11 protein-coding genes, 1 pseudogene and 1 CRISPR repeat array are annotated in these 18,161 nt (G+C 44.5%); of the genes and pseudogenes, 10 read left to right on the top strand and 2 right to left on the bottom strand.

Features of this window, described 5'->3' with window-relative positions; translation table 11 throughout:
• Positions 1–280 precede the first annotated feature (280 nt).
• The 3 genes from QTN94_RS10445 to QTN94_RS10435 all read left to right on the top strand — a co-directional run bounded on the left by QTN94_RS10445 (position 281) and on the right by QTN94_RS10435 (position 2,573).
• Complete coding sequence (locus tag QTN94_RS10445) at positions 281–1,249, top strand: M23 family metallopeptidase (RefSeq protein ID WP_331427605.1); 969 nt, start codon at positions 281–283, stop codon at positions 1,247–1,249.
• Entirely contained in the window at positions 1,135–1,590 is a 456-nt protein-coding gene (locus QTN94_RS10440) for a bactofilin family protein (RefSeq protein ID WP_331427604.1), read from the top strand. The genes QTN94_RS10445 and QTN94_RS10440 overlap by 115 nt, the downstream gene beginning before the upstream one ends.
• A gap of 113 nt (positions 1,591–1,703) precedes the next feature.
• Positions 1,704–2,573 carry a mechanosensitive ion channel family protein gene (locus tag QTN94_RS10435; protein WP_331427603.1) on the top strand — a complete coding sequence of 290 codons (870 nt, stop codon included), beginning with the start codon at positions 1,704–1,706 and terminating at the stop codon, positions 2,571–2,573.
• A 111-nt stretch (positions 2,574–2,684) separates the two neighbouring features.
• Here QTN94_RS10435 and QTN94_RS10430 read toward each other — a convergent pair whose 3' ends face one another.
• Positions 2,685–3,551 carry a universal stress protein gene (locus QTN94_RS10430; RefSeq protein ID WP_240800967.1) on the bottom strand — a complete coding sequence of 289 codons (867 nt, stop codon included), beginning with the start codon at positions 3,549–3,551 and terminating at the stop codon, positions 2,685–2,687.
• Positions 3,552–4,122: 571 nt separating this feature from the next.
• Here QTN94_RS10430 and QTN94_RS10425 point away from each other — a divergent pair.
• The 7 genes from QTN94_RS10425 to cas6f all read left to right on the top strand — a co-directional run bounded on the left by QTN94_RS10425 (position 4,123) and on the right by cas6f (position 13,388).
• Positions 4,123–4,917, top strand: coding sequence for a WYL domain-containing protein (locus tag QTN94_RS10425; protein WP_331427602.1), 795 nt, complete (start codon positions 4,123–4,125; stop codon positions 4,915–4,917).
• Between the two features lie 114 nt (positions 4,918–5,031).
• The gene (gene cas1f, locus QTN94_RS10420; RefSeq protein ID WP_331427601.1) at positions 5,032–6,021 is read left to right on the top strand and encodes a type I-F CRISPR-associated endonuclease Cas1f; all 990 of its coding nucleotides are present in this window, start codon (positions 5,032–5,034) and stop codon (positions 6,019–6,021) included.
• On the top strand, positions 6,018–9,407 hold the full coding sequence (cas3f, locus tag QTN94_RS10415) for a type I-F CRISPR-associated helicase Cas3f (RefSeq protein WP_331417364.1): 3,390 nt from the start codon (positions 6,018–6,020) through the stop codon (positions 9,405–9,407). The genes cas1f and cas3f overlap by 4 nt, the downstream gene beginning before the upstream one ends.
• Positions 9,392–10,744, top strand: coding sequence for a type I-F CRISPR-associated protein Csy1 (gene csy1 / locus QTN94_RS10410; RefSeq protein ID WP_331417365.1), 1,353 nt, complete (start codon positions 9,392–9,394; stop codon positions 10,742–10,744). Before cas3f ends, csy1 begins: the two co-directional genes overlap by 16 nt.
• Before the next feature lies 1 nt (position 10,745).
• Entirely contained in the window at positions 10,746–11,738 is a 993-nt protein-coding gene (gene csy2, locus QTN94_RS10405) for a type I-F CRISPR-associated protein Csy2 (protein ID WP_331417366.1), read from the top strand.
• Between the two features lie 18 nt (positions 11,739–11,756).
• On the top strand, positions 11,757–12,740 hold the full coding sequence (csy3, locus tag QTN94_RS10400) for a type I-F CRISPR-associated protein Csy3 (protein ID WP_331417367.1): 984 nt from the start codon (positions 11,757–11,759) through the stop codon (positions 12,738–12,740).
• 9 nt (positions 12,741–12,749) lie between these two features.
• The gene (gene cas6f / locus QTN94_RS10395; protein WP_331427600.1) at positions 12,750–13,388 is read left to right on the top strand and encodes a type I-F CRISPR-associated endoribonuclease Cas6/Csy4; all 639 of its coding nucleotides are present in this window, start codon (positions 12,750–12,752) and stop codon (positions 13,386–13,388) included.
• Positions 13,389–13,542: 154 nt separating this feature from the next.
• Positions 13,543–17,710: direct repeats of the CRISPR family, unit length 28 nt; unit sequence GTTCACTGCCGCACAGGCAGCTTAGAAA.
• Positions 17,711–17,749: 39 nt separating this feature from the next.
• Here cas6f and QTN94_RS10390 read toward each other — a convergent pair.
• Positions 17,750–18,019: pseudogene (locus QTN94_RS10390) on the bottom strand (Arm DNA-binding domain-containing protein); the annotation flags it as partial.
• Between the last annotated feature and the right edge of the window lie 142 nt (positions 18,020–18,161).

Raw genomic sequence — 18,161 nt, 5'->3', positions numbered from 1 at the left:
GTAAGAAATTGAGCAGGGATTATACGTATCGTATTAAAATGATAAAGCTGAAATTGGTGAAAATTTAGTGTCGTAGAAAAGCGGTATAGCAATAAACTTGGCACAGTATCGGAGCTATGCTTGCCAATAGGCGACAAGTTTAAATCTGATATTAAACGGATTTTATAAGACTGGAATCGAGTCAACGAATTTGCCCTTCCAATCTGATTTAGAGGAATTAGATTGCTAGAATTGCCAGCCTTGAGAACAAATGAATGTAACACCTTGTATTTTTGACGTTATGAAATCCAGTAATTTTACAGTGGCGGTCTCTAGTGTAACGGGAACTCGATTCCTAAACCTATCGCCGCAAACTATTCGTCGCATCAAACTCAGTTTATTATTCGCTGTGCTGGTGTTTGGCGCTCTGGTCACTGTACTGTTGACACAACTAACTAATGTTGCAGACTCTCAATATCAAGCGCAGCAGCTGGCAGATAAAACCCAGCGGCTTGAGCAGCAATTGGTTGCCAAAGAGCAACAATTGAAACAACAGCTTCAAGATGCTGAGTCGCTCAAGAAAGAGCTGGTGTATGTCGAGCAGAAACTGAGTGGAATAGAGAAAGCGATGTCACTGCCGGATGGAGAGTTAGAATTGCGTGAGCGCGCCGATCTCGCCGCACTCAGCACCGCTGCTCGTCACCAGATGTTGCAATTAATTCCCAGCGGCAAGCCAGTGAAAATTGGTTACTTGTCGTCTACATTTGGCACGCGTACTCATCCAGTGAAAAAGACGCGATCTATGCACCGTGGTATAGATTATGCTGTCAATATTGGTACGCCAATTTACGCACCTGCTGATGGTGTAGTTGAGTTGACACGCAAGAGTAATCAGGGCTCAGGTAACTTTCTGCGCATCATTCACTCATTTGGTTTTACGTCATCGTATTCCCACTTAAAAGCTTTCAAAGTGAAGCCTGGAGAATACGTTAAAAAAGGCGACCTGATTGGTTTGTCTGGAAATACTGGCCTGTCGACGGGTTACCATCTCCATTATGAGATCCGTATGGTAGGACGCGCCCTTGACCCACTGCCATTTACTCAATGGGAAATGAATAACTTTGCCGCGATTTTTGAATCGAATAAGGACATAGAATGGGATTATTTAGTAAACAAAATAGAGAATCGAATCGCCACCTCACACAGACTGTCATCGCTGACGGAGCCGACATCAGCGGAGAACTCAGACTTACTTGTAATATCCAAATAGATGGCCGAGTCACAGGCAGTATTGAGACAGACCAAACCGTGACTATCAGTGCAACTGGTTCGGTTGAAGGTTCAGTGAAAGCGGATCGTTTGGTCGTTAATGGCCATTTTCGTGGCAAAGTGTACACCAAGAGTGTTGAGATACTGGGTGACGGTCGCCTAGAAGGTGAGGTTTCTTCGGGAGAGTTTACGATTCAAAAAGGCGGTGTATTCCTAGGTAACTCGAAAAACGTTACCGCAGAAGAAGTGGTCACCATTGATTCGGTAAAAAAGATTAACGCCAGCCAAGCTAGTAAAGACAAACGCAACGATAATAAAGAAGCTGTCGGCCAGTGTGCTTGATTGCGCCAAAGCAAAAGTTGTTATGGCGCATACGAATACCCCGCAGCGATAATCATGAGTTCATGATATAGATAACGACAAAACAAATAGTTGATGTACTAAGAGGGATGAGTATGTTGGAAAGGGTAATTTCTTGGTTGGAAATGACACTTTTTACCTTTAACGATCAACCAGTGACACTATGGGCTATTCTGGCGGTACCCACTTGGGTTGTGGTCAGTTTATGGGTCTCTAAGTTACTCATAAAAGGCGTTCGTGCAAAACTAACATCATCGGGTAAGGACCCAAATATTGTGCACTTAATCGAGCGAGTGCTCTTTGTTTTCGCACTTGGTGTTATTTTCCTTACCACGTTATCAATGCTGAACATTCCTATCACCGCATTTGCCTTTCTTTCCGGTGCTATAGCGATTGGATTTGGTTTTGGTGCGCAGAATATCATTAACAACTTTATCAGTGGTTGGATATTGATAGGTGAAAAACCGATTCGTATTGGTGACTTTCTGGAGGTTGAAGGGGCAAAAGGAACGGTGGAACAAATTAACACTCGCTCGACACGAATTCGACGTGTTGATGGGGTTCATATGCTGATTCCTAACAGTAAACTGCTTGAAAATACGGTGATTAACTGGACTCTGAGGGATAAATTGGTAAGAGGTTCAGTCATTGTTGGAGTGGCGTACGGAAGTGATGTTCGGTTAGTTGAGAAGTTAATGCGTGATATTACCATCAACCAACCCAAAGTACTTTCAACCCCTGAAGTTGCGGTTTTTTTCCAGGATTTTGGAGACAACGCATTAGTCTTTGAAACGTTTTTCTGGATTAACTCACAGGTAGAAGGCGAGGTTCGGGCAGTAACCAGCGATATTCGTTTTGAGATTGACGCTATGTTCAAACAGCACGACATAACAATCGCTTACCCACAACGTGATATACATCTAGATGGTGCCCTCACCATCGTTAGAGAGTCGAAAAAAGCCTAAACGGAGTTGACGCCAAAAGAGTTACCATGCTCTTTTGGCGTTTTTTAATCGTATTGATAGCAATGATCGCTATGGTTAATCCGTAGGCTTTGCCATCGTGCTTTAGGTTGCCTACTTGGTGATAAGCAATAAATCACATGGCGGGTTGGCTATCAGAACATCCACGGTGCTACCAGACCAATAGCGAGACAACGCGGTCCGTTTACACGCCCCCATTGCCAAAATAGAAGCGTCGATTGAGATTGCCGCATTAGGCAACCCTTCTTCTGGGTTCGCTTCAATCAGTCGCAAAGGAAGCTGATAAAACTTATTGAGATTGAGAAATTCTTGTATCGCTAGCTTTTGGTTGGAGAGAATCTCTTTTGAGTAACGATATAGATAAGGTGCGACATACTGACAGTAGACGAGTGTGGTACTGGCGTTGAGTCTAGAGCCAATATCTATACTGCGGTTGATAATCGCTTTATCAATTTCGGCGTTTTTGTCCCCACGATGAAGTGGGTCAATAGCGGTGGCGAGCTTCAATTTCTGTGACCATTTTTTTTCGGTCAGCAGTAGTATGTCGTTACTTTGACTAGAGAGCTTTCTAAGTATCTGTGGTGCCAGTACGCCTTTGGCGTAATCAATAAGAAACAGATCGTTGTATCCCTGACATTGGTGAGTGAGTTGCTTCTCCCAGTTACTGCCCGAAAGTAGTTCGAAATTTACTTCGAGTGCGGCCAGTTCATACTCTGCTCGAATCTCTTCGATTTGCTCTAAGACAGAGTCACACCACTGCATAAAGTAATCATCGTAACGAACAGAACTTTCTTCAGAGTGAAGGAGAAAGTCTAGAAAGGTGTGCTCCTCACTGCGCCTGTAGTCTTCAGCGTAGATACGCAAGGACTTGTTGGATGCCAGAGCAAAAAGAACCGCTTTCTTTAACACCCGACGTGATGGTTTGGCACTGACCTTGGTCAATAGGTAGACTGCATTCATTTCAATATCCATTTGCGATTAAATGCGACAATAAGTCTTTGTATAGAAAAGATTTAATCCTGTAACTAAGCTTAGTCAAGTTTTAATTGGTACACCAATAGAAATATTGGTGACCAGCCGATAGATATCATACTTCACCTAGCCTCATGACCTCGACCAATAGCAAAGCATGTTTTCCGCTAACGATAGGGGAAGATATAGAAACGTTTAATAATGGCTAGATTCGCTTTAGCCAGTCGGCAAGGAACGAAGCTTACCTTCTACCTCCTTTTAAGACCAATTCTAACTCAACGAATGGTGCATCCAGTTTCGAATGCTTCAGTAAAAGTTGTGCCACTCTAAAATTCTCCATTATGGCTTTGGAGCAAAGTTGCAGTCGTTTTCAAAGTTATACTTTGAAATACATTCCTTGCTCGATATCCCTCATTCCATTATTGTGATTTTCGATGTGTAATGTCGAAATAATCATGAACACATCTTATTGATTATGCTATGTTATGCTCATTGTTAGACGATAGGTATATACAGCTTGACCATACACACTCTTCAAGAACGGCATCGATTTTTAGAAATGCTTGCCGTGTGGCAAGGCTATGTTCGTAACAAAGATCTGGTCGATCAGTTTTCGATTACCCGCCAACAAGCCTATCAGGATATCCGAGCCTACCAAGAGCAACATCCTGAACGGTTAAAGAAGATGGTGTCTGGTCCTTATCAATTTAGCGCGCAATATCTCTTTGAAGCCCCCAAACACTCGCTTGAGCATTATTTACAGTGGTTCAGCACGGGTCAGTTTTATGCACCTCAGTCATCATTCAATGCAGCACTGGGTGAGCACAGCTCCGTTCCACAGCGTTATGTTGCACCACAGGTGATTGCAGCGCTAACGGCAGCGATTCGTCAGCAAAAACGCCTTGAGCTTGGCTATGTGTCACTGTCCAATCCCGAATGGGAAGGGCGAATTTTCCACCCCCATACATTGGTTAAAACTGGTTTGCGTTGGCATGTTCGTGGTTATTGTGAAAAATCGCAGGGCTATCGCGATTTGGTCTTAAGCCGCTGCCGCGGTGATGTTGAGTTACTCGATGCTTCTGAGCACACCAAAGAGGATGATCTGGTTTGGAATACGCAGGTGGTATTAATTTTCGCCCCTGATCCACGTTTAAATGACGAGCAAAAAGAAGTCATCGCCCACGATTACCAAATGGAAAACGGACAACTGCGCATAACCACGCGCGCTGCATTGGTCGATTACCTACTCAAAGAGATGCAAGTAAAAACCCACTATCTCGAAGGCACGCCAGAAGCCCAACAACTGATTTTGCTTAACCCACGTGACGTCAAACCCTGGTTATTTGAACGTTAAAGCGAGGGCAAGGGACGCTTAGGTAAAGTCACTTTACCTGAATAAATGTGCAGGATTGAGCTTTAGCAACAATCACATAAAGTGTATGCATAACCGTGAAACATGGAGCAAGTTATGGACGATCTCTCATCCTCCGATCTTAAAGTCATCCTACACTCAAAGCGCGCCAATATGTATTACTTGGAATATTGCCGTGTGATGCAAAAAGATGGCCGCGTGCTCTATTTGACCGAAGCCGACAAAGAAAACCTCTACTTCAATATTCCGATTGCCAATACTACCGTACTCATGCTCGGCAACGGCACCTCCATTACTCAAGCCGCAATGCGCATGCTCTCACAGGCTGGCGTATTGGTCGGATTTTGTGGCGGCGGCGGTACGCCATTGCACATGGCTTGCGAGGTGGAATGGTTCACGCCACAGAGCGAATATCGCCCAACAGAATACTTACAAGGCTGGCTCTCATTCTGGTTTGATGATGAAAAGCGCTTGGCCGCCGCCAAACAATTTCAAAACGCACGGATTGATTATTTGCAGCGTGTTTGGCGCTCCGATCGAGAATTAACCCATGAGAAATTTAATCTACAAGATGAAGTCATCAAGCAATCCCTTGATACCTTTCACCAACGTACTGAAGCCGCGAGTAAACCAGCCGATCTGCTCCTCACTGAAGCGCAACTCACCAAAGCTCTGTACAAGTACGCCGCCAATAACACAGGCAAAGAAGGCTTTACGCGTCAGCATCAGCCGGATAAAAAATGCACCGACAAAGCCAACGATTTTCTCAATCACGGCAACTATTTAGCCTACGGGCTTGCGGCAAGCTGCCTGTGGGTGCTGGGCATTCCGCACGGTTTTGCCGTCATGCATGGCAAAACCCGCCGTGGTGCTTTGGTATTTGATGTCGCGGACTTAATCAAAGATGCCATTGTGCTGCCGTGGGCTTTTGTTTGCGCCAAAGAAAACGCCACAGAACAAGAGTTCCGCCAACAAATTCTGCAAGCCTTCATCGAACACAAAGCGCTCGACTTCATGTTCGACACAGTGAAACACGTCGCGTTGCAAGGCAAAGAGGAAGAAAAGCGCGAGGCACACCAATTATGATGGTCACTTTTGTGAGTCAATGCGAGAAAAACGCTCTCAAGAAAACCCGCCGTGTACTGGATGCTTTCGCTAACCGAATTGGTGATAACACCTGGCAAACCCTCATCACCGAAGAAGGGTTACTCACGGTGAAAAAAATGCTGCGCCAAACCGCCAGCCGCAGCACTGCAGTGAGTTGTCACTGGATCCGCTCCCGCTCGCGCAGCCAGTTTTTGTGGGTAGTGGGTAATAGGCGGAAATTTACTTTGGAAGGTGTGGTACCAGTCAATAGAACCGCGCTAAATCTTGAACACAAAGAATGGGAACAAGGGTGGCAGCTTAATGAAGTCATATTGCTGGCAGCAAGCATAGCAGGTTTGTTTCATGACTTCGGTAAAGCCAACAACTTATTTCAAGCTAAACTAGCCGGAAAAACCAAGCAAAAAGGTGAACCGTATCGCCATGAATGGGTATCACTGAGGTTATTTGAAGCCCTTGTCAAAGGTAAAGCAGATGAAGCTTGGCTCACAGAATTGGCAACGCTTTCTGCTACAAAAGCGGCAGAGTTAGAGCAATCTATGCTCAGAAACCTGTGCAAGGATCACGAAAAGCAACAACGTGTGTTTGAGCATTTATCGCCTTTGGCAAAGCTTGTCGCTTGGTTAGTGGTGTCACACCACAGACTGCCCTTAGATCACCGTTGCGAATCACGAATAGAACAAATGGATCAATGGTTAAACACATGCGCTTCCAGCCATTGGAATTCAGCGAATGCCCTTGATCTAAATGTTTACAGTGCAGAAGCGGTTACGCAAAACTGGCTGTTTAAATTTGGCACACCTTTATTAAGCCGTACTTGGCAAAATAAGGCACAAAAACTGGCGATAAGAGCACTAAAAAATCCGATTTTTAGCGCTAAGAACTCAGATTGGTTAGGCCAAAGCTTTGTTTCCCATATTGCGCGAATGAGTTTGATGCTGGCAGACCACTATTATTCATCATTGCCTATTGAAAAATGTAAAACGGCATGGCGTGACATAAATTACCAACCTATTGCAAACACAGATAAAACAGCAAGCTCGGGAAAAAGTTCGGCGAAGCAACAGCTTGATGAACACAACATTGGCGTAGCGTCTAATACGCAGCGTTTTATTCAAAATTTACCAGCGCTTAAAATGACTTTGCCCGCTATTACGCAACACAGGTTGTTTACTAAAAGTGCCGAACAAGCAAAGTATCGTTGGCAAGATAAAGCGTTTGGCGAAATTAAAACGGTTGCAAAAGAATCCGAAAAAAGAGGTTTTTTTGGAGTCAATATGGCGTCAACTGGCTGCGGTAAAACCATTGCAAATGCTCGTATCATGTACGCTTTGGCTGACGAAAGGGAGGGTTGCCGATTTTCAGTAGCATTGGGATTGAGAACGCTCACTTTACAAACGGGAGATGCCTACAGAGATCTTTTAAAATTAGGCGATGATGAATTGGCGGTACTTGTTGGCTCTCAAGCGGTAAAAACCCTTCATCAGTTAAGCAAAGAACAAGAAATCGTTGGGTCTGGGAGTGAATCGGCGGATGACTTATTTGCTGACCTTTATGTTAGCTACCAAGGTCAAATTTACGATGGTCGGCTCAAGCATTGGCTAAGTAGTAGCCCCAAGCTAGAGCAGCTAGTTAGTGCTCCTGTTGTTGTCAGTACGATAGATCATTTAATGCCAGCGACTGAAAGTAAGCGTGGCGGTAAGCAGATCGCACCTATGCTACGTTTGTTAACCTCCGATTTAGTGCTCGACGAGCCAGATGACTTTGGTTTAGAAGATTTACCAGCACTATGCCGGTTGGTGAACTGGGCGGGGATGCTTGGCTCTCGAGTGCTACTGTCATCGGCTACCTTGCCACCAGCATTGATTAAAAATCTATTTGATGCCTATCAAAGTGGAAGGCAACAGTTTAATCAAGCGCAGTTTGGCGACAATCAAAATGGCTCTGTGGTGTGCGCATGGATTGACGAGTTTTCGAGTATAACAAAAGAAATCAGTGACAAAGACAGTTACCTTGAGCAACACAAAATCTATGTAGATAAACGCATTGCAAAACTGCAAAAACAGCAGAAAGTGTTGAGGAAAGGCCAGATTATTAAACTAGAGCCAGCTAAAGCGAGTTCCGTGTATCAACAAGTCGCTCAGACGATTTACACCAACATGCATCGACTACACGCTGCGCACCATACACAAAGCCCATGTGGTAAAAAGGTGTCGCTAGGGGTCGTGCGACTGGCAAACATTAATCCGATGGTCACCACGGCAAAAGCACTGCTTGCGATGCCAGCCATACCAGATCATGAAATATATTATTGTGTGTACCATTCTCAATATCCTTTGGCACTTCGCTCTTATAAAGAAACACGCCTCGATAATATATTGTCACGACATAATGAGAGTGATCTTTGGCAGCAGCCAGAAATTAACAAGGCATTAAAAGCCAGCAAAGCAAATAACTTAGTTTTTGTGGTCATGGGTACGTCGGTAGTAGAAGTTGGACGTGACCACGATTATGACTGGGCAATAGCTGAGCCAAGCTCAATGCGATCATTGATCCAACTGGCAGGCCGTATTCAACGCCACCGCCAACAAGTGCCAAGCGATAATAATTTGTATGTGCTGAATCAGAATATTCGCGCTCTGAATGGTGAATCAACGGCCTATTGTAAACCCGGTTTTGAAAGTAAAGCCTTGCCGCTTGCTGAGCACGATCTTAATCATTTGCTGGATACGGAGCTTGAAAATATATCGGCGATATCGCGAATCACTGAGCCTAATTTCAAGGGTGGAGATTTTATGTTTGACGTCCACAGCACTGGTAAACAAGCCAATAAAGTGACGAACTTTTTGGTACAAGAGCATAGAGCGCTTAGATTTACGTTAGAAAAGATAGGCGGAGATAATTATCAAAAGCAGTTTTACCGCAACGACAAAGAAGCCAACCTTTGGTGGCGCTCAACTCACCCACATGATGCCCACTGGAATGCCGAATTTATTCGCCAAACGGAATTCAGACAATCGCAGCCACAAGAAGCGTTTGTTTTGCGCGTCGAAGATGAGGCGCTATGTTGGAGCCAACTTGATACCAGCAAAAAACCGTATTGTTACGTCAGCAAAGAAACGCGTTTTACACAAGATAACCCCCCTTTAGCACAAGGGTGTCATTGGTGGTTTTCACACAGTGTGCTCGATACTTACCAGCATTACGCTAATGCACTTAATTCAACCTTACAACGGGCCAGTGAACAACTCGGCGAAGTGAGTTTGCGGGCAGAACAAAATGAACAATCTATTACCTGGAGTTGGCACCCACAACTGGGTATTTATCAGGATATAACAACGAAGGAAGACGAATGGACAACACCTTGAGCGATGCCATTGCCGATTATATCGAGCAACGCAAGCAAACTAAGCTCGAGCCACTTTTAAAAGCCTTAAACAAAGTGCTCGATAAAAGCGACGATCCGGTTGAGATAGCAAAAGCTAAAGCCGATTATGCAGAGCAAGCAACGCCAATTGAAGAGGCGTTTAAACCTGCTATCTGGTTAACTGATGCAGCAAAACGTGCCAAGCAAATCAGTTTGGCAACTCACGCTGCAAAATTTACTCACAGTGATGCTAAAGCTAGCAGCATATTAGTGACACAGTATGAGGTGAATAGCAGTTACGTAACAACAAGTTGCCTTAAAACAAAAACCATTGATGCGGTAGGTAATGCGGCTGCTCTTGATGTGGCAAAATTGTTAAAGATAGAAGTAAAAGGCGAAAGTTTAGTAACACAATTACAAGCGAATCACCTTAGTGCTTTAAAACCGTTTACCCAAGATGAGTGGTTGTTAAACGAATGGCAATCGGGCTTTAACGAAGCGCTGGGCGATGCAAAACTCGCCGGGCATACTTTAACCAAGCAGCTTTATTACCCAGTGAAGCAAGGTAACCAAGATGCACAGGCATATCACTTATTAGTGCCATTAACCTCTTCAGCGCTTGCCCATAAACTGCATAATGCAATTACTCAAACCCGTTTTGGCGATGAAGCTAAAGCAATAAAAGAAGCGCGTAAAAAAGGGCATTATCACCCACAAGATTCTGTCAGTTTTGTCGCGACTGCTATTCAGAATTTTGGAGGCTCAAAGCCACAAAATATCTCGCAGTTAAATAGCGAGCGTTATGGGCAAAGTTTTTTACTCAATTGTGCGCCGCCTACGTACCAAGCCCAGATCACATCACCAGCGCAACACACTAGCTTTTTTAATCGAGAGTTCAGTTATCAAACTGCGCAACACATTAAAGAGTTTAAAGCATTTTTAGCCAACTCAAAGGACAGTGACCGTAACTTTAAAACCCGTTACAAGCGTGACTTCTGGTACACACAGCCCATATTAGACACCATGTTTGAACGTGCTGCTTTACTACAAAACCAAACCGAAATAACAGGCTGGTCGACAGAGCCTTCAGCCAAAATGAAAAAAGCACATCGTTTGTGGCTTGATGTATTTAATCGTCACCCTGCGTTTCAAGCAGAGCGCGAAAAAGGTGAATGGTTAGAGGAAGTTGCCAACGATTTTGCCACTTGGTTGCTGAGAAAGTTAGAAAACAAAGATGTCTATATCCTAGGAGACAAAGAGCATCACTACTTCAAAAAATTGTGTTTTCAGCAGTTAAAAGCGTTTGAACGGCACACGCCAAAATGGGGAGGTCAATAAAATGAGCCAATATGTATTAATCAAAAAGCTCAATGTGCAAAACGCTAACGCCATTGCAGGGCTTACCTATGGTTTTCCAGCAATCACCAACTTTTTAGGTTTCGCACATGCCCTTTCTAGGAAGTTACCGTCAATCTTGAATGTTCATTTAGGTGGTGTCGTGGTAGTGAGTCACAAAAATCAAGTCCATGCTCGTCAACCCAAAGGGTGGGGAGATTTTGTTTTTGCACTAACACGTAACCCGCTTTCTCACCAAGGTAAAACGGCCCCGATTAATGAAGAAGGCCGCATGAACATGCAAGTGTCTTTATTGGTTGAAGTCAAAGGGCTAGTGGCAGGCGACACACTCACAGAAGCCGAGCTTAAAGCTCAGCTTAATCAGTTGATCCCAACCTTAAGGTTGGCAGGTGGGCAAATACTCGGCTTTGAATCTTGCGAGCTGTTAAATACCGAAGAAAAGCAAGCCTATGCAGTGCGCCGTTTAATGCCGGGGTTTGTGCTTATCGATCGCCATGACTATCTTGCTGAGCACTATGAGCAATTAAAAGCGGAACAAGATGATGCTTGTTTATTCGATGCATGGTGCGATTTTGCTCAGTTAACCTATCGTGCCAGTCAAACTGAATCCGAACAATTTGAAGAAAATCGCGATATAGAGGCGACAGCTATCAAAGCGCAATGGAGCTATGTAGCCAAGCCAAAGCCGGGCTATCTAGTACCAATTGCTACAGGATATTGTGCCATTTCCCCCTTATATGCATCTGGCGAAGTGGCCAACGTCCGAGACAACACTGTACCTGTGACTTTTGCTGAAACAACATACAGTGTGGGGGAGTGGCTAAGCGTACACCGCCTGCAAAGCATCGAAACTGCACTATGGCATTACGTGGACAATCACCCTTGGTACATTGCGACCACAAATAACTTTATACAACCCATCATTGAGCCTGACTTCATCGATAGCGAAGCGGCGTTTAACCCAGATGATTTTTAAGAATATGGAGATTTAACTATGGCAGACGTAAAACTAACAACGCCTTCGGTATTGGCTTTTGAAGCGAAATTACTCCCTTCTGATGCACTAATGTTTGCGGGCAATATGAATGAAGCCACTTGGCTGCCTATTCTCGTGGGTGAAAAAGCCGTTCGAGGCACGATTTCTAACCGTCTAAAGGCGGCAACGGCCAATGACCCTGCAAAATTAGATGCCGAAGTATCAAAAGCGAATTTACAAACCGTTGATGTCGCCGCATTACCTCATAATTGCGACACGCTTAAATTAGTTTTCACCCTACGTATATTAAGTGGTTTACATGTGCCGTCTACCTGTAATAACCCTGCTTACCAAGCGGCACTCGGTGAGATCGTAAAGCAGTACCAAATAGAAACGGAATTTAAAGAGCTGGCAAAGCGCTATGCCCACAATATCGCAAATGGGCGCTTTTTATGGCGTAATCGCGTTGGCGCTGAGCAAGTTAAAGTTGTCGTGAGCGTGGGTGAAAAGCAATTTAGCTTCGATAGCTACGAGTTTAGTTTAAGAGACTTTGACAGCGGTGAAAAACTGAACGAGTTAGCTCAAATTATTCAGCAAGGTTTGATTGAGCGTCATGCATTGATCAAAGTCGAGGCTTATAGCCAATTAGGGCAAGGTCAAACGGTTTTCCCTTCACAAGAGTTAGTAATGGGGGCAGGTAAAGGTGATAAGAGCAAGTTTTTATATCAACTTGACGGTCAGGCAGCAATGCACTCGCAAAAAATTGGCAATGCCCTAAGAACCATTGATACATGGCATCCGCAAGCTGATGAAATAGGCGCGATTGCCGTAGAACCTTACGGCTCAGTCACGAATCGTGGCGCAGCATATCGCCAGCCAAAGGAAAAAACGGATTTTTATAACTTGTTAGATGCGTGGCTACTAAAAGGGAAAACACCATCGTTGGAGTCGCAACATTATGTCATGGCGATGTTGATCCGCGGTGGTGTGTTTGGTGAATAAGGAGTTGTCATGAACTACTACCAAGAGATCACTCTATTGCCAGATGCCGACATTGCCTTGGGCTTTCTCTGGCAAAACGTCTTTCAACAGGTGCATATTGCTTTGGTGGAGCACAAAGTGGCTAGTAACCAATCTTTGGTTGCGGTCGGTTTTCCTGATTATCGTCAAGCGCAGTTTCCGCTTGGCAGTAAGTTGCGTCTTTTTGCAAAAGAGCAAGCGACATTGGAAAAGTTGGATATCCACCGCTGGCTAACTCGGCTAGAAGACTATGTGCACATCAAAGGGGTCAAACCCGTACCAAGCGATGTAACTTACGTCAGTTTTGTACGCAAGCAGGTGAAATCGCCTGAGCGGATTGAGCGGGATATGCAGCAAAAGGCCGCACTATGGGCAGCAAAATCCGGTAAACCGCTGGTGGAATGTTTAGCGGATTTGCAACAAAGCAAGCCGAAAGCTTTGTGCTCCTTGCCCTTTATTTACTTGCATAGCCAGCAAACCAAGCAACGCTCACCAGAAAGAAACAGCAAGTTTCCGCTGTTTATTCAGATGCAGCAGCAAAGTACATCACAAGATGGGAGCTTCGATTGCTATGGTTTGAGCAGCAAAAGGCATGGGCAGTCAGTATTGGCTACCGTACCGCACTTTTAAATTGAACGAAAAAAGGTAGTTTTACCCTTTATTTTTACTCTTTAAAAATGTACTTTAAATACAAATGGTTGCAGCAGGCGGTTTTTAACAAGGTAAAATGACAATTTTTATCCTAATAGCCTGTTGCAGCTTATTTTTATTGGTTTATTCTATTGTTCACTGCCGCACAGGCAGCTTAGAAAATCAACACCTGCATACTCTTCACAAAAAGATTGTTCACTGCCGCACAGGCAGCTTAGAAACATAGAGGGTGGTATCTCTTATGGAATTTTATGTTCACTGCCGCACAGGCAGCTTAGAAATTTCTGTGATGGTTGATGAGATTTTCGGAGATGTTCACTGCCGCACAGGCAGCTTAGAAATTGTTTTTGTTTGATTGTTTGAGATGTTTTATGTTCACTGCCGCACAGGCAGCTTAGAAATCGTTTAAGATACAAGATAGTACCTCACGGAAGTTCACTGCCGCACAGGCAGCTTAGAAACTAGATGAGCTAGAAGAATTATTAAAAAAGGCGTTCACTGCCGCACAGGCAGCTTAGAAAGTTCTTATAGGCCAGCCAAAACACTCCAATAAGTTCACTGCCGCACAGGCAGCTTAGAAAGCTAAGGATTGCTTATTGTTATACTCTTTGATGTTCACTGCCGCACAGGCAGCTTAGAAAACATCCTTGCTGTCACAGTAATCATTTAATCCGTTCACTGCCGCACAGGCAGCTTAGAAACTCTGCTTATTTCGTTTCGATAAATCCATATTGTTCACTGCCGCACAGGCAGCTTAGAAATCTAAATCTTCAATCTGACTTTCTAGGTCTTCGTTCACTGCCGCACAGGCAGCTTAGAAAGGATAATAATTGTTTCTGCAATATATAACCTCGTTCACTGCCGCACAGGCAGCTTAGAAATATATACAGTTTCCACCACTTAACCATATAACGTTCACTGCCGCACAGGCAGCTTAGAAATACACTTTGCCCAGTTTGAATATATAAAGCTTGTTCACTGCCGCACAGGCAGCTTAGAAAGCTCGACATACACATTACATATTACATAATAAGTTCACTGCCGCACAGGCAGCTTAGAAATTGTGGGGCAATGAATTTCATAATACCACTAGGTTCACTGCCGCACAGGCAGCTTAGAAAGTCAACACCTGCATACTCTTCACAAAAAGATTGTTCACTGCCGCACAGGCAGCTTAGAAAAAGAAATAAACGAAACATTTCAGAGCATCCCTGTTCACTGCCGCACAGGCAGCTTAGAAATTCCGTTAACAATATCGATAATTTGTCCTAGTGTTCACTGCCGCACAGGCAGCTTAGAAATTATTTGACCATCAGTCTTACTAGCTGTATTGGTTCACTGCCGCACAGGCAGCTTAGAAAGTAAAGGTGGAAAAGTGAATCGTCGCCAACTAGTTCACTGCCGCACAGGCAGCTTAGAAATTTAACGGTGTTATGTTTCACGTATTTGATAAGTTCACTGCCGCACAGGCAGCTTAGAAATGTGGCTGACTAAGGATCAAGCTGATGACTTAGTTCACTGCCGCACAGGCAGCTTAGAAATCCCAACTGAAGAACAGATTAAACTTAATCGTGTTCACTGCCGCACAGGCAGCTTAGAAAATAACAAAAAGGATAGTTTCGTCAGTGATGAAGTTCACTGCCGCACAGGCAGCTTAGAAAAAAGCAGGATGAAATATCACATTCCTTTGTTTGTTCACTGCCGCACAGGCAGCTTAGAAACTCCGTTAACAATATCGATAATTTGTCCTAGTGTTCACTGCCGCACAGGCAGCTTAGAAATCATACCAGGGTTTATTACTGGCTAGTATCCCGTTCACTGCCGCACAGGCAGCTTAGAAAAACAGAGAACCACGCAGCAGCTATCTGTCTTTGTTCACTGCCGCACAGGCAGCTTAGAAAGATAACTCTTGTAATGGTTTGTCTGTATTGCCGTTCACTGCCGCACAGGCAGCTTAGAAAAAGAGATAAACGAAACGTTTCAGAGCATCCCTGTTCACTGCCGCACAGGCAGCTTAGAAAATAACAGGAAGGATAGTTTCGTCAGTGATGAAGTTCACTGCCGCACAGGCAGCTTAGAAATTACCAGGGTATGAGAAAACCTTAGTCTTTGAGTTCACTGCCGCACAGGCAGCTTAGAAAAAGATAGTCTATCCGATAACTCTTGTAATGGTGTTCACTGCCGCACAGGCAGCTTAGAAAACAAAGATACCTTGTTTAAAGCTTTCTGTAACGTTCACTGCCGCACAGGCAGCTTAGAAAAGAAGACCGTGCAGAGGCTTTGAGTACAATTAGTTCACTGCCGCACAGGCAGCTTAGAAAGCTAAGGATTGCTTATTGTTATACTCTTTGATGTTCACTGCCGCACAGGCAGCTTAGAAATTCAGAGAGTAAACCATAGAACCAAGATAGTCGTTCACTGCCGCACAGGCAGCTTAGAAAAAAGAGGAGTTGTTTATTTCTTTCTTATCCGAGTTCACTGCCGCACAGGCAGCTTAGAAAACTATATGCCAGAAAAGCTCCCCATCAAATTGGTTCACTGCCGCACAGGCAGCTTAGAAAGGATAAGCTTAATATTGCCTTATCGAAACAAAGTTCACTGCCGCACAGGCAGCTTAGAAAAGAAAAGGTCACCATCAAATTGACTATAAATAGTTCACTGCCGCACAGGCAGCTTAGAAATTGAAAAGACCTAAGCTGTAATCATCTCCGAAGTTCACTGCCGCACAGGCAGCTTAGAAATCTGTATCCGATACGTCTAATGCAGCAATACTGTTCACTGCCGCACAGGCAGCTTAGAAATAATACGATTCGTGCCGTTTCATCGTCATATAGTTCACTGCCGCACAGGCAGCTTAGAAAACCCCAATATTGCGCATGGCAGGGGCTTTATTGTTCACTGCCGCACAGGCAGCTTAGAAAAGAGCCGCCAGAGCCCACCCTGATATTACCCAGTTCACTGCCGCACAGGCAGCTTAGAAAAGCGAGCAATCGCCTTAGCATTAGTGGCAACGGTTCACTGCCGCACAGGCAGCTTAGAAAACATTCAGGGCATCGGTAATACATCAGCCCAAGTTCACTGCCGCACAGGCAGCTTAGAAAATTTAAAATCTGACTCAGGGTGGCAGGCGAAAGTTCACTGCCGCACAGGCAGCTTAGAAAAAATTGGCAGACGTTCGCGCCATTGCCGATGCGTTCACTGCCGCACAGGCAGCTTAGAAACAGCGCTGCTGCTTTATTAGCTTTGGTAAATTGTTCACTGCCGCACAGGCAGCTTAGAAAAGGATTAACACTCGGAGTGGCATTGCGCTGGTGTTCACTGCCGCACAGGCAGCTTAGAAAGTTGGGTTTAAGTCCTGCTTAACAATCAACTCGTTCACTGCCGCACAGGCAGCTTAGAAAGTTAGCGTGTGCATCTAAAACAGTCCGTTCGTGTTCACTGCCGCACAGGCAGCTTAGAAATGGCACAAAAATATGAGTCGGCTTTTCGGTACGTTCACTGCCGCACAGGCAGCTTAGAAAGTGAATACAGCGGTTACCTTTGAGCTTATGACGTTCACTGCCGCACAGGCAGCTTAGAAACATATCGAACATTCAAGGCGGTTAAGATTGCTGTTCACTGCCGCACAGGCAGCTTAGAAAATTCTCCAGATGGGTTTTGAGTATTTTACTCGGTTCACTGCCGCACAGGCAGCTTAGAAAGATCTGGAACAGTGAACAGAAAAAAAGCTTTTGTTCACTGCCGCACAGGCAGCTTAGAAACTGTAACCGCAGAAGATTGGAAGCTGGCTGAGGTTCACTGCCGCACAGGCAGCTTAGAAACATTTCGAGTTCCATTAAACACTCGCCCAAAAGTTCACTGCCGCACAGGCAGCTTAGAAACGTCATCGCAAAAATTCAGAATATGAATAATGGTTCACTGCCGCACAGGCAGCTTAGAAAGAATACTGTTTTTACGCTCGGAAAGATGCTTTGTTCACTGCCGCACAGGCAGCTTAGAAAATCAAAATTTGCTTGTAATCGCTTTAATCGAAGTTCACTGCCGCACAGGCAGCTTAGAAAAAGCATTAAGTGGATTGTAGGGACATCCACTCGTTCACTGCCGCACAGGCAGCTTAGAAACTTTCGCGTTCCTGCGTTATCCATCGGCGTAGGTTCACTGCCGCACAGGCAGCCTAGAAAGCTTATGACGATACCAGGGGCGAAGAAAACACGTTCACTGCCACACAGGCAGCTTAGAAATTTTTGATAATGAACTTAACAGCGATGTTGTCGTTCACTGCCGCACAGGCAGCTTAGAAAACATCGAGCTTGCTCTATCGTTTGTTGGTTCTTGAGTTTGACTTGAGGATCAATGCCAGCTTGTAGCGTTTCTATCGCGCCTAGAGCCTTCTTTCTGGCATTATTAAGGGAAAGGCTAGGGTAACTACCAAACGTCATGTTAGCGCGTTTACCGTTGTGTGGACGTGTATAGTTGAATAGCCACGTCTTTGTACCGTTTGGTTTTACACGTAGACGAAGACCGTTACCATCGAAGAGTGTGTACTCTTTATTTTGTGGTTTAGCGTTAGAGATTTGTTTATCTGTTAAAGATTTAGTTGTTCTTGCCATGATTGGCAAACCGTAAATTGGAACATACGGACAATGTACCTATTTGTGTAGCTAAACTTCTAAGCCAGTACGAGTCAGGAAAAGACGTTAAGAGAACGCAATTCCTTGAAATATCTAAGTTTAGATACAAAAAAAGACGTCC

Source organism: Vibrio sp. M250220 (assembly GCF_036533795.1).
GTDB lineage: Bacteria > Pseudomonadota > Gammaproteobacteria > Enterobacterales > Vibrionaceae > Vibrio.
This window is presented reverse-complemented; position numbering and strand designations above follow the sequence as displayed.

Coding starts and splice junctions, on each gene's coding strand:
- QTN94_RS10430 (WP_240800967.1), bottom strand. CDS start 3,551: ATGAATGCAGTCTACCTATTGACCAAGGTCAGTGCCAAACCATCACGT.
- QTN94_RS10440 (WP_331427604.1), top strand. CDS start 1,135: ATGGGATTATTTAGTAAACAAAATAGAGAATCGAATCGCCACCTCACA.
- csy2 (WP_331417366.1), top strand. CDS start 10,746: ATGAGCCAATATGTATTAATCAAAAAGCTCAATGTGCAAAACGCTAAC.
- csy3 (WP_331417367.1), top strand. CDS start 11,757: ATGGCAGACGTAAAACTAACAACGCCTTCGGTATTGGCTTTTGAAGCG.
- cas6f (WP_331427600.1), top strand. CDS start 12,750: ATGAACTACTACCAAGAGATCACTCTATTGCCAGATGCCGACATTGCC.
- QTN94_RS10425 (WP_331427602.1), top strand. CDS start 4,123: ATGCTTGCCGTGTGGCAAGGCTATGTTCGTAACAAAGATCTGGTCGAT.
- QTN94_RS10435 (WP_331427603.1), top strand. CDS start 1,704: ATGTTGGAAAGGGTAATTTCTTGGTTGGAAATGACACTTTTTACCTTT.
- csy1 (WP_331417365.1), top strand. CDS start 9,392: ATGGACAACACCTTGAGCGATGCCATTGCCGATTATATCGAGCAACGC.
- cas3f (WP_331417364.1), top strand. CDS start 6,018: ATGATGGTCACTTTTGTGAGTCAATGCGAGAAAAACGCTCTCAAGAAA.
- QTN94_RS10445 (WP_331427605.1), top strand. CDS start 281: ATGAAATCCAGTAATTTTACAGTGGCGGTCTCTAGTGTAACGGGAACT.
- cas1f (WP_331427601.1), top strand. CDS start 5,032: ATGGACGATCTCTCATCCTCCGATCTTAAAGTCATCCTACACTCAAAG.